Origin of the sequence: Gordonia zhaorongruii (genome assembly GCF_007559005.1) — a bacterium.
Taxonomy (GTDB): domain Bacteria; phylum Actinomycetota; class Actinomycetes; order Mycobacteriales; family Mycobacteriaceae; genus Gordonia; species Gordonia zhaorongruii.
Map to the genome: position 1 here is coordinate 2,348,928 of NZ_CP041763.1, position 12,098 is coordinate 2,361,025.

Sequence of the window (12,098 nt, forward strand, 5' to 3'; positions counted from 1 at the left end):
TCAGTCTATCTGCCGACGCCCAACTTCTCGCGCCACCTCATCGTCTTCGGCCTCCAATTGCTCGCCCGCGGCCTTTCCGACCTGCTCCAGGTAGTAACGCACCGCAACAGCCAGGCACGATGCCGCCGGCACGGCGAGGAAGGCTCCGGTGATGCCGTACAGCGACCCCCCGAGAGTCACGGCGAGCAGCACGATCACTGCGTGCAGGTCCATCGACTTCGCCTGCAGCCACGGTTGCAGGACGTTGCCCTCCAACTGCTGCACCACCAGGATGATGCCGAGAACGATGAGCGCAGTGGTGACACCGTTGGACACCAGCGCGATCAGCACAGCGAGCGCACCGGCGACGAACGCACCGACGATCGGGATGAACCCGCCCATGAAGGTGATGACGATCAGCACACCGGCCAGGGGAACCTGCAGCACCAGCAACCCGGTGCCGATCAGCGCGGCATCGACGAAGCTGACGATCGCCTGCGTTCGGATGAAACCGCCAAGCGTGTTCCACATGCGGACGAGAACCACGCTGACGTGCGAACCGTCCTTCGTGGTGCCCATCGTGCGGTCGAGCCACGGAACGAACCGGGGGCCGTCCTTCAGGAAGAAGAACAGCAGTACCGCCGAGGTGAAGATCGTGATGAGCGCCGACGTCGCGACGCCGACACCGCTGAACACGCCGGACGCGATCGCGCTCGCACTCTGCTGCAGCTTGCCGGTGATCTCGTTGACAAACGACGAGATCTGCTCGTCGCCGACGTTCAGGGGCGGGCCCTGCACCCAGTCCTGCACCCGCCGGACGCCGTCGACCGCCTGATCGGCGAGGTGCGGCGCCTGGTCGACCACCGAGGGGACGATGGCGCCGATCACACCTCCGACCACTGCGATCGCCAGCAAGAGCACCAGGATCGTCGCCGCTGCGGGCGGCACTCGATGCGCCCGCAGCCAGCGAACGGGCGGCCACAGGACGGTCGCCATGACGATTGCGAGAACCGTCGGGAGCAGGACGACCCAGAACTTCGCGCCGATGATCAGCAGCACGTAGAGGAAGGCGAGAACGAGCAGTATCTGCAGGCAGACCGTGGACGTCGACCGGAGTCCGCGAAGGAATACCCGCCCGCGGGTCGGGTGCTCGATTCCGTCATCGGTGACGTGCGTGTCCGTCACATGCGCCTCGACGTCGGACTGCGCTGCCGGAGCGGACGCAGACAGAGCAGCGTCGGCGTCGGATCGCTCAGGCTCAGTCGGGTTTGCCACGTTCACATCGTCACATAGCGTGCCGACATATTCCGAGTGGCTTACCGCAGTGTCTGATTTCCGCTAGACGATCGCGTCGGCCGGTGGCACGGTTGATACGTGACCAGCACCGCTCCCCGAGTCTCGCGACTCGACTTCGACCACTGCTATCGTGCGCTCTCCGCGCGCGATTCGCGCTTCGACGGTCAGTTCGTGGTGACGGTTCGCACGACCGGAATCTACTGCCGCCCCTCGTGCCCGGCGCGGACCCCGAAACCGGAGAACGTGGACTTCGTGCTCACACCCGCGGCCGCGTCGGCGCGCGGATTCCGCGCATGCCGCCGGTGCCTTCCGGACGCCACTCCCGGCTCTCCTCTGTGGAACACGCGTGCCGACCTCGCAGCGCGGGCGATGCGACTGATCGGCGACGGCATCGTCGACCGCGACGGCGTCACCGGACTGGCGGCCGCACTCGGCTACACCGAACGGCACTTGAACCGGGTCCTGACCGCCGAACTGGGTGCGGGCCCTAAGGCTTTGGCCCGCACACATCGTGCGACGTCGGCGCGCGTCCTGCTGACCGGTACCGACATGCCGATAGCCGACGTCGCGTTCGCCTCGGGCTTCGCCAGTGTGCGCCAGTTCAATGACACGATCCGCGACCTGTACGCCGCCACACCGAGTGAACTCCGGGCGGCCGGACGCCGGAATCGGGCGCACATCGGCGACGGGATCGCTTTGCGCCTGCCTTTCCGCGCACCCTACGACGCCGCGTGGACGCGGTACGGGCTGGCTGCGCACGCGGTCGACGGATTGGAGAGCTGGGACGGCACCACCTACAGCCGCGCACTCGCCCTCCCGCACGGTCCGGCCTGCGTGCGGTTGTCGCTGGAGACCGACCACGCGGCCGTCCGCTTCGATCACCTCGATATGCGAGACCTCGGCGCCGGCGTGAATCGCGTCCGTCGCCTTCTCGACCTGGACGCCGATCCGATAGCCGTGGACGAGCATCTTCGCGGCGACGCATTCCTCGGCCCGCTCGTCGACGCCCATCCTGGAATCCGCCTCCCCGGCAGCGTCGACGGCACCGAGACCCTGGTCCGCGTGATGATGGGACAGCAGATCAGCGTGAAATCCGCACGAACCAGGATCGGGCAGCTGGTCGACGAACTCGGCGAGCGGGCCCCGTGGGCTGGTGGCGTACCGGCCGACGCACGGGCCGCGCCGCAGCCCGCACGGCTCTTCCCGACGGCGGAGGCGATCGCGGCCGAGGGCCGGCGCGTCCTCGGCGGCCCGGCACGCTCGGTCACCTCGATCGTCGAGGCCGCGCGAGCCTGTGGAGGGCAGATGGAACTCCATGCGGGGGTGCCTGCGTCCAACTTACGAGCGGACCTCACGCGCTTGAACGGAATCGGCGACTGGACCGCCGACCAGGTGGTGATGCGGGTGACCGGAGATCCCGACGTACTCACGCGTGCCGACCTGGTGCTCGACCGGGCCGTGACCGAACTCGGTGCCCGTCCGATCGACACCAGGTCCTGGCGACCATGGCGGTCGTACGCGGCGATGCACCTGCTGAGACACCGGCTCGGTCGTCGCATCGAGCCGGACGGAGGTAATCCGGCCAAGCCGCTCGAACCTGCCCTGCGCACCGAACAAGGAGAACCGAGATGACCGCACCCGAAACTCTCAACTGGGTCGCCACCGACACACCCGACGGACGATTCACCGCCGTCTTCGACGAATCGGCGACCGTGTACGCGTCCGGTTGGACGGATGACCCCGCCTACCTGCTCGCACTGATCGCCCCGTCGCTGCGCGCCGACCGACTCATCGCCGCAGACGGCGGGGAGGTGATTCGCGCGGTCGACGCGTATTACGCGGGTGATCTCGACGCACCGTCGCGGATCGATGTGCGACAGACGTCCGGCCCTTTCCTGACCGCAGCGTGGGCCGCACTTCGCGATGTGCCCGCCGGACCGCCGGTCAGTTACACGCAGCTGGCCGAGATGGCGGGCAATCCCGCTGCCATCCGCGGTGCAGCCTCGTGCTGCGCACGCAACGCCGCCGCCCTGTTCGTGCCGTGCCATCGCGTGGTCCGCACCGACGGAACGCTCGGCGGTTTCCGGTACGGCATCGACGTGAAGCGTTCACTTCTCGAACGAGAGGCCGCCGAACCCGCCGCGTGACGCACTTCGGTTCGCCCGGCCCGGCCCGATCTTGTCAGAGCCTCGAGACATGATGACGGCATGAGTACGGCAGCAGCAGTCATCGGGCCGATCTGTCTCGTCGTCGGAGCGCTCCTCGGGTGGTTCGCACATGGTGCGCTGGTCAGACGTGACGCCGGCCCGCCGCCGGATCACCTCGTCGCCCCGCTCCGCGACACGCTCGGACAGCTATCGGACGAGTTGCGCCGGTCCGAGCACCACCGCGTTCATGCGTTCGCGGGCCTCAGCGAGCAGGTCCGCGGCATGCAGATGACGTCGCACCGCCTGCACGAGCAGACAGCGCGGCTCGCAGGCGCACTGCAGGCCCCGCAGATCCGCGGCCGCTGGGGCGAGATCCAGCTCGAGCGCGTCGTCGAGCTGTCGGGCATGTCCCGGCACTGCGACTTCTCGACGCAGGTTCACGGACAGACCCCGGACCGGGTGGTCCGGCCCGACATGATCGTCCGCCTCGCCGGTGGCCGCACCATCGTCGTCGACGCGAAGGTCCCGCTTCAGTCCTATCTCGACTCGACCGGCCCCGGGCTCACTCCCGACGCCGCCAGGGAAAAGGTCGCCCGGCATGCCCAAGCGGTGCGCGCGCATGTGAACTCGCTGTCGGCCAAGGCGTACTGGACCGCGCAGGCGAACACCCCCGAGTTCGTCGTCCTCTTCCTGCCCGGCGACGGAGTCCTGGATGCAGCCATGCGCCACGACCCGGAACTCCTCGACTACGCCTTCGCGCGGGATGTGGTGATTGCCACCCCGGGCACGCTCATCGCACTCCTGCGCACCGTCGCACTCGGCTGGCGGCAGCATGCGATGGCCGAGGACGCCCAGCAGATCCAGGCACTGGGTCAGCAGTTGTATCAGCGGATCGATCAGGTGCTGGGGCATCTCGAGAAGGTCGGGAACGCGCTTCGGCGCACTGTAGAGAGCTACAACTCCGCGGTCGGGGCCATCGATTCGAGGCTCGGAGTCACGGCGCGGAAATTGTCCGATCTGGAGGCTATGGCGGTGTCGACCGGCCGCGCCAACGGAGACCGACCACCCTTGCACCCGGTGGACTCGACGGTGAGACACGCATCACCGATCGAGTAGTTTTCCGCGAACTCACGGGTGGCGATAGAACGGCTCGGTGGCTGCAGCCGGTACCGTCTAAGTGTGTTTCCCCGATTGCGCACCGACTCGACGCTGCCCGCCGACCAGCAGTCTGTGGTGCCTAATGTGCGCGGACTGCCGTGGTGGGGCGCTGTCATCCTGGCAACAGTCGTCACAGCCATCGGTGCGATCATCGACGCCGATACGGGCAGCGGACTCGGCCGGACCTTCAAGGTCTGCTACATCCTCGGCTGCGTTCTGGCAGCTCTCGCGGTCCGTCGCCGGGCACTGTTCACCACCGCGGTTCAGCCGCCCCTGATCGCGTTCGTCGTCGGCATCGCCACCCTGTACACGATCAACGGCCGCGACGCCGAGGGCATGAAGACCATCATTCTCAAGGTCGTCCTCCCGATCGCGTACAGCTTCCCGTGGATACTCTTCACTTTCCTGATCACGCTGCTGGTGGTTCTGGGCCGCTTGTTCTGCACGGGTCCCGAGTCAGCACGCCCCTTCGGTGGAATCGGCAGGTTCACCAAGAACGGCGTCAGTTCACGTCCGAAGCAGAGCACCGGTACCCGACCGAAGTCCGCGGGCACGCGAGGCGGCGCTCGTCCGGCTCGTACCCCGGCCGACCGGACCGCAGACCGCCAGACCGCCAGAAAGGCGGGCACCACCGGCAAGTCCCGGTCCCGCACCGACTCGACGGCTGACCGCGGCGACCGGCCCCGCGCCGCCGACGCGAAGAAGGCCGCGGCGCACAAGCGACGTCCGGCGAAGGCCCGCACCGAGCGCGACACGCCCACCCGCACCCTCTCGAAGAAAGCCACAGGCTCGACGACAGCAGCCGCCAAGGAGCAGGCGGCACGCGCTGCGGCGCCCGGGAAACCCGCCACACGCAAGACGCCGACGGCCGACGCACCACCTCGCGAACGCCCCGCACGGCCGACACGGGATGCGCCCCAGCAGCCCCGCAACCAGACGCCGCAGGACGGTACGAGGCGACCCGACAAGCCGCGGCGCCCGGCGCCTTCCGAGGAAGGCCGCCGACGCGCACAGCCCCAGAAGATCGCCGCCCGCCCACGACCCACGGCCGGTCAGCAGTTACGCAATCGCGGCGGCCAGATCGAGGATCTGACCGCGGGCATCGACGACTGACGCGACTTTCAGAGCCCGGCGTCGACCAGCCAGCAGGCCAGATCCCGAGCCGCGGCGTCGACCACCTCAGGCCAGTCCATCGCCGAGTCGTCCGCCTGGTCGCTGACCACTTTCACCAGAGTCAGCGGAAGTCTGTACCGCTCGCACACATTCGCCAGCGCAGCGCCTTCCATGTCGACGAGATCGGCGCGCTCCGACAGCCGCGCACGGTGAACCGCCTCGGTGACGAACATGTCGCCGGTCGCGAGCACGGACCCATCCCCACCGTCGACCTCCCACCGATCGGTCGTCTGATACCCGATCGCCGATAGCTGCGCCGCACTGATGTCATGCTCGATGACCGCCGACGGGACGTAGAGCCCGGCATGATGATCGTGCAGAGCGCCTGCGGTCCCGACATTGATCACTCGGGTGAAGGGGCGGCCGGCATCGACGCGTTCGAGACATCGGGTGAGCGCCATCGCCGCGCGGACCTTGCCGATCCCGGTGATCAGGGTGTCGGCCTGCTGCGGAACGTGGGCGGCCTCGGCGTGCGTGGCCGCGACTACCAGTGCGCGCTGGCGAACGTTGTCCACCGGCACCGCCTAGTCGGCCCGGTCGGACGCCGGAGCCTGCGCGTCCCGCCCACCGCTAGCCGCGTCCCCGATGCCGGCGATACGGGAGAGCTGGTCGAACTGGTTGTTCGCGATGCGCATCACCACTTCGTACGGGAAGGCGAACTTGCGCGCCCACCAGTAACCGAAGCGGATGTCGAACGAGGTGTAGACCATGAACTTGTTCTTCGTGATGCCGCGCAGGATCGCCGTCGCCGCCTTCTCCGGAGCCACGGCGATCTTGTGGAAGCCGTCGATCCGCTTCTTCACTCGCGGATCCTCACGGTCGACGCCGACGATGTCCACCGTCCCGACGAGGGGCGTGTCCACGCCGCCCGGACACACCAGCGACACCCCGATATCGTGCCTGCGCAGGTCGAACCGCAGCACCTCGGAGACCCCGCGAATCCCGAACTTGCTCGCGCTGTACGCGGCATGCCACGGCAGCGCCAGCAATCCGGCCGCCGACGACACGTTGACCAGGTGCCCGCCGGTACCGCGCCGGACCATCTGCGGGACGAAGCACTCGATGATGTGGATGGGACCCATCAGATTGACATCGACGAGCTTGCGCCAGTGCCGATGCTCGAGATTCTCCACAGTCCCCCATGCGGAGACGCCGGCGATGTTCATCACCACGTCCATCACGCCGACTTCGGCGTCCACCGCACGCGCGAATGAGGCAACCCACTCGTAATCGGATACGTCGCCTGCGGCGTGGTAAGCCACCGACCCGCCCGCGTCGATGACCTCCGCGACGACCTCGTCGAGCTGCTCGATCTGCAGATCGGTCAGCACGAGGTGGGCGCCGTCGCGCGCCGCCGCGAGAGCCGTTGCCCTACCGATGCCGCTGGCCGCACCGGTGATGAGCACGGTGCGGCCGGCGAGCGTCGGAACAGGGGTACGGACCCAGACGAGGTCGCGGATGGTTGTCAGAGTGCGTGGCAGGTTGAGACCCATGCCGCAACACTAACGTCGATCAGACCGGGAGCTTGCCACCGAACACCGCGTAGACCACCGACAGCATCGATTTGAGCACGTCCGCCGACACGTCACCGCTCTCGGCGGCGAAGATGCGCGCGGCTTCCTTCGGGTCCTTCGCCTTCGCCAGCTTGTCGATCAGCGGACCGACCGCTGCCATACCCTCCAGGTCGATACCCCCGGTGGCCGACTCTTCCGGCGGCGCGGTCTGCGGATCGGCACCCTCGCTCGGCTTATCCGTGCTGGGAGCAGGCACCGGAGCCGTCGGATTTGCGGCGGCTCCCTTACCGGCCACGTACTTCTTGATGCCCTTGGTGAGGGCGACGGCGTACTTGGTGGCGCCCTGCGGCGAGGTCAGCGAGGCAGCCTCTGCCGGGTTCGACAGGTTGCCCATCTCGACGAACGCGAGCGGGACACGCGTCAGGTTGGCGCCGGCGATGTCGGGGCGGGTCTGAATGCCGTCGACGGCACCCGCGTAGTTGGCGGGCTTGAAACCGGCACTCTTGAACGCGTCGCGCATCGTGTTGGACGCTTTGCGTCCCTCGACCGACTGCGCGTCGTTGGCGCCCTTGTCCGGAAGCGGCAGCGTCGGGACGATCATGTGGAATCCCGACTTGCCGGCGTCGGCCGCTTTGCTGGTGGAGTCGGCGTGCAGGCTGACCGCGACCGCAGCGCCGGACTTGCTCGCCGCCTCGGCGCGCTCGTCGACGCAGCCTCCCCAGCCCTTGTCGTCCTTGCGGCTCATCACGACGCGTGCTCCGTCGTCTTCGAGGGCCTTCTTCACGAGCTGCGAGATCTCCCACACAACGGTGTGCTCAGCCTTGCCGGTGACCGCCTTCGCACCGGTCGTCTGGCAGTCCTTCTTGCCACCGCGGCCGTCCGGGACCTGCTTGCCGAGATCATGCCCGGCGGCCGACCCCTGATGCCCCGGGTCGAGGAAGATCGTCTTACCTGCGAGATCGCCCGACCGCTTGGGCGCGGCATCGGCAGGCGCCGCCGCCAATCCCAGGGCCAGGACAGCCGAAGCTGTGAGCGAGGTAGCCGTGAGCATCCCGCGGCGAATACGGACAGCGTTCATCGGCGCTGCTTCCCTTCCATACGACACACCAGTAGTCACACTGGCCACTTGAGTAACAGTGAATCAGTACTTGAGGGTCGCTGTCGAACGGGGAACCGGATATGCACCGAAATCGTTAGACGGCTGTGACACAACCGGCGATCACCCCCTCGCCTCGCGGACTGCGGCAGCTTCCGGCAACAATGGGGTGCACAGCCTGCGGAACGTTCCCGACCGAAAGCGAAGCATGTTCAAGAAGTTCGGCGAGAAGTACCACCACTACCGGCACAACTCCCGATACGGTTTCGCCCTCCGTTGGGTGACGATCGTCGTCGGAACACTCGTGACAGCTGTCGGCGTGATCACGATTCCGTATCCCGGCCCCGGCTGGGCGATCGTGTTCCTGGGCCTGTTCCTCCTGTCGCAGGAACTCGAGTGGGCCGCGCGCCTACGGCGTTGGACGATGGACAAGCTCAACACGTTCTACAGCCGGTACATCGACGGCAACCGGGTCGCACAGGTACTGCTCGCCATCGCGACGTGCGCCATCGTGATCGCGACACTGTGGCTCACGAACGCCCTCTCCATGGCGGGCGGCTGGGTCGGCATCGACGCGGAATGGCTGAAGTCACCCATCTTCGGCTGACCGATCGCCGGCAGACTCTGCCTCGTACCCACGGCGAGGCGAACCGCTGATCAGTCGACGAGATGGCGGGTCAGATGCAGGATGCCGTTCTCGTCATCCGGATCGGGCGCGGCGACCACCGCCGCGAGCGCCTCGTCTGCCGCACCGACGTCCAGGCCGGCGCCGATGATCACCAGGGACGTGCCCGGCTCCGCAGTTCCCCATTTCTGCCTGCTGACCCGGACGACGCCGCCGACCGCCTGGATCACGTACGCATGCCTGCGGTGCTCCGGCAGGTCGACCAGCACGGTCCCCTTGATGCGGTAAGTGCCGTCGGGCGGGCGCTGGAGCAGGTGCGCGAGCCTGCGCGGGTCTACCGGCCCGGACACCGCGATCGACGCCGACTCGAACGCGGCGTGCAGATGCGAATGGTCGTCGACGGACTCCGCGATCAGCACCTCGTCGAACGTGAGTTGCCGTGGACCGTCACGGGTCTCCCGCTGCGGCGCCGCGTCGAAGAGCAGCTCGGGGTCGACCGCTGCCTCCGACACCGCCACCACCGAGGCCGTCGGGTTCGCATCGCCGACCAGTGCGCGCACCGCGGTCAGCCGCTGCGCGTCGACGAGGTCGGACTTATTGCACACGACGAGATCGGCGACGGCGATGTGGTCGCGTACCGCCGGGTGCGCGGACAGCGTCTCCTCGATCCGGGCCGAGTCCACGAGGTAGACCAGCCCGCCGTACGACGCCGCGGTGTCGCGCGCAGCGAGGACCATGCGAATGAGCGCCGCAGGCTCCGCGATCCCGCTCGCCTCGATGACCACCGCATCCATCCCCGACTTCGGATCGCACATCGCGCCGATTGCCTCCGCCAGCCCCTCGGAGTCCGTGGTGCAGCACATGCAGCCGTTCTCGAGAGTCACCGTGTCGCCCGCCGCGCCGGCCACCAGGAGCGCATCGATGTTGATCGACCCGAAATCGTTGACCAGCACCCCTATCCGGCGGCCACCCGCATTCATGAGGACGTGATTGAGAAGCGTGGTCTTGCCGACACCGAGAAATCCGGCGAGTACGACGACGGGGACGTGGCGGTCGGTGGGAATCCGTCCTGCTCGATTCGAATCCGGCATAGTCAGAGCGCGCATTCTTCACAGAGAACGGCGAGATCGCGCCCGTCCCGGTCGGGATGGTTGGCGACGTTGCTCGTCGGGGATCCGCATTCAGCGCACCGTCCGATGACGGCAGGTGATCCGAAATCGATCGCCATCCGTTTGTCGAACACGTAGAGCGAGCCCTCCCACAGACCCGAATCCCCGAACTGCTCCCCGTAACGCACAATTCCACCGTCAAGCTGATAAACGTCTGAGAATCCCCTGTTTCGCATCAAAGCAGAAAGGACTTCGCAGCGAATGCCACCTGTGCAATACGTGACTACCGGTCTGTCTTTGAGGTGGTCGTACGCACCGCTATCCAAAAGGGATATGAAGTCCCTAGTGGTGTTCGCATCCGGAACAATGGCACCGCGGAAACGTCCGATCTGTGCCTCGATTGCGTTACGGCCGTCGAAGAACGCAACCTCATCACCCTGCTCGGCGACCAGATCGTGAAGGCCCTCGGGAGTGAGGTGCACGCCACCGCCGACAATGCCCGAGCCGTCCACCTCGACCTCCTCTGGAGCGCCGAAGGTCACGATCTCCGGCCGCACTTTGACGCTCAGACGCGGGAAGTCGTCACCAGTGCCATCCGACCATTTGATGTCGGCATTCTTGAACGCCGCGTACTTGCGGGTCGCCTTCACGTAACGTTTCACCTCGTGAATGTCGCCGCCCACTGTCGCGTTGATGCCGTGGGGTGACACGATGATCCTGCCGTGGAGTCCGAGCGATTCGCAGACGCTGTGCTGCCAGAGGCAGACGGCTTCCGGGTCGGGCAACGGCGTGAACACGTAGAACAGAACGATCTTGGGAGTCGCCACAGTGCAAGGGTACGGATCGCGTCGCCGGAGCGTCTTCGTCGCCCTGATAGGCGTGATCGCCGCAGTTCTGGGTGGTTGCAGCGTGCTCGGCGCGACGGATCCGGACCGGATCGTCATTCCGAGCACCGAGTCGCTGTCCGTCCAGAGCAAACCGTCGACGCTGTCGTCGACCTCGATGACCCGCGGACGGGACGCTGATTCGAGCCCGTCGAAATGGAGTTTCGAGCGCATCATCAAGAGCGCTCCGCGCGTGAGCAATTCCGAATACCAGGTGGGAGCGTCGGCGGCTGACGACGACCGTGAGGACGTGTCCGGCTACCACTTCTCGACCCCCGACCGAGAGGTGCGCTGCTCCGCCGGGAACAGTGGCGGAGATTCACTCGTCTGCACCTCGGATGCGGTGAAGGGTCCCGCGCGGGCACCGGCGAAAATGGACCCCGGATGCCGCTGGGACCGGAAACTCGCCGTCCTCACGTCCGAAGGAGTGAGCGAAGGCGGCTGCTCCAATCGCTATTCGGTTCTCCACCGATCGCGGGTGATCGATCCGGGTTCGGCAATCGTCGTCAACCGATTCGCATGCCTATCGGATTCATCCGGACTGTATTGCGTCGAATCCGGCGCGGATGCGGGATTCGCATTGACGAAACGCGGATTTAACGAGATCAAGGCATCCGATCGTGCGCCGAGATCACTCACCGGATCTGATACCGATTCAACAGACTCCGAATCACGTTCATCGGTGGCACCCACACGATGAAATTGTGTACAGTAGGCGCTGGTATCACCGCCGAAATTCATTGAGGGGCACCCAATGGCCAAGAAGACCGTTATCAAGATCGTCGACGACATTGACGGTGTCGAACTCGATGAGTACGAAACCGTCCGTTGGAGCCTCGATGGTAAGAACTACGAGTTCGACACCTCCCCCGAGCGTGCCGAGGAGTTCCGCAATCACGTCGCCACGTACGTCGCGGCGTCGCGCAGTGTGAATCGCGCTCCGGCACGCCGTGCCGCAGCCGCCGGTCGTTCGTCGAGCAACACGCGAGTCGTTCGTGAATGGGCGAACGCGAACGGATTCACCGTGAGCGACCGTGGCCGGATCCCCGCCGACGTGCTCGCCGCCTACGAGGCCGCCAACTGACGTCAGCGGTTCCGCGAGACACCTTCGAGACGC

13 protein-coding genes are annotated in these 12,098 nt (G+C 66.6%); 7 read left to right on the forward strand and 6 right to left on the reverse strand.

Annotation, left to right across the window (positions count from 1 at the left end):
• On the reverse strand, positions 1-1,254 hold the full coding sequence (locus FO044_RS10885; RefSeq protein ID WP_186290536.1) for an AI-2E family transporter: 1,254 nt from the start codon (positions 1,252-1,254) through the stop codon (positions 1-3).
• A gap of 99 nt (positions 1,255-1,353) precedes the next feature.
• On the opposite strand from FO044_RS10885, the gene FO044_RS10890 reads away from it, so the two are divergent.
• The 4 genes from FO044_RS10890 (at position 1,354) to FO044_RS10905 (ending at position 5,693) form a co-directional block, all read left to right on the forward strand.
• Positions 1,354-2,907, forward strand: a complete 1,554-nt coding sequence (locus FO044_RS10890) for an AlkA N-terminal domain-containing protein (protein WP_132991893.1) — start codon at positions 1,354-1,356, stop codon at positions 2,905-2,907.
• Complete coding sequence (locus tag FO044_RS10895) at positions 2,904-3,422, forward strand: methylated-DNA--[protein]-cysteine S-methyltransferase (protein WP_132991894.1); 519 nt, start codon at positions 2,904-2,906, stop codon at positions 3,420-3,422. The genes FO044_RS10890 and FO044_RS10895 overlap by 4 nt, the downstream gene beginning before the upstream one ends.
• A gap of 60 nt (positions 3,423-3,482) precedes the next feature.
• A complete protein-coding gene (locus FO044_RS10900) occupies positions 3,483-4,538 on the forward strand; it encodes a DNA recombination protein RmuC (protein WP_132991895.1) in 1,056 nt (351 codons plus the stop codon).
• A gap of 63 nt (positions 4,539-4,601) precedes the next feature.
• Positions 4,602-5,693, forward strand: coding sequence for a DUF6542 domain-containing protein (locus FO044_RS10905; RefSeq protein WP_143965646.1), 1,092 nt, complete (start codon positions 4,602-4,604; stop codon positions 5,691-5,693).
• 8 nt (positions 5,694-5,701) lie between these two features.
• On the opposite strand, the gene FO044_RS10910 is transcribed toward FO044_RS10905, so the two are convergent.
• Genes FO044_RS10910 through FO044_RS10920 form a run of 3 tightly spaced genes read right to left on the reverse strand, consistent with a single transcriptional unit; the run spans position 5,702 to position 8,345 of the window.
• Complete coding sequence (locus FO044_RS10910) at positions 5,702-6,268, reverse strand: nucleosidase (RefSeq protein WP_412917592.1); 567 nt, start codon at positions 6,266-6,268, stop codon at positions 5,702-5,704.
• A 9-nt stretch (positions 6,269-6,277) separates the two neighbouring features.
• Positions 6,278-7,246: an SDR family oxidoreductase gene (locus tag FO044_RS10915; protein WP_132991898.1), complete on the reverse strand. Its 969-nt coding sequence runs from the start codon at positions 7,244-7,246 to the stop codon at positions 6,278-6,280.
• A 19-nt stretch (positions 7,247-7,265) separates the two neighbouring features.
• Positions 7,266-8,345, reverse strand: coding sequence for an N-acetylmuramoyl-L-alanine amidase (locus tag FO044_RS10920; RefSeq protein WP_132991899.1), 1,080 nt, complete (start codon positions 8,343-8,345; stop codon positions 7,266-7,268).
• A gap of 226 nt (positions 8,346-8,571) precedes the next feature.
• Between FO044_RS10920 and FO044_RS10925 the strand changes: the two genes are divergently transcribed.
• Positions 8,572-8,970: a TIGR02611 family protein gene (locus tag FO044_RS10925; protein WP_132991900.1), complete on the forward strand. Its 399-nt coding sequence runs from the start codon at positions 8,572-8,574 to the stop codon at positions 8,968-8,970.
• A gap of 50 nt (positions 8,971-9,020) precedes the next feature.
• Here the strand turns inward: FO044_RS10925 and FO044_RS10930 are convergent, their stop codons facing one another.
• Together FO044_RS10930 and trhO are read right to left on the reverse strand one after the other, a co-directional pair.
• Positions 9,021-10,094 (reverse strand): CobW family GTP-binding protein, encoded by a 1,074-nt coding sequence (locus FO044_RS10930; RefSeq protein WP_235831321.1) that lies wholly within the window; start codon positions 10,092-10,094, stop codon positions 9,021-9,023.
• Positions 10,082-10,924 carry an oxygen-dependent tRNA uridine(34) hydroxylase TrhO gene (gene trhO / locus FO044_RS10935; RefSeq protein ID WP_132991901.1) on the reverse strand — a complete coding sequence of 281 codons (843 nt, stop codon included), beginning with the start codon at positions 10,922-10,924 and terminating at the stop codon, positions 10,082-10,084. Before trhO ends, FO044_RS10930 begins: the two co-directional genes overlap by 13 nt.
• 1 nt (position 10,925) lies before the next feature.
• On the opposite strand from trhO, the gene FO044_RS10940 reads away from it, so the two are divergent.
• Both FO044_RS10940 and FO044_RS10945 read left to right on the forward strand, forming a co-directional pair.
• Positions 10,926-11,681, forward strand: a complete 756-nt coding sequence (locus FO044_RS10940; protein ID WP_132991902.1) for a hypothetical protein — start codon at positions 10,926-10,928, stop codon at positions 11,679-11,681.
• A 54-nt stretch (positions 11,682-11,735) separates the two neighbouring features.
• Positions 11,736-12,065: a histone-like nucleoid-structuring protein Lsr2 gene (locus FO044_RS10945; protein ID WP_132991903.1), complete on the forward strand. Its 330-nt coding sequence runs from the start codon at positions 11,736-11,738 to the stop codon at positions 12,063-12,065.
• Positions 12,066-12,098 lie beyond the last annotated feature (33 nt).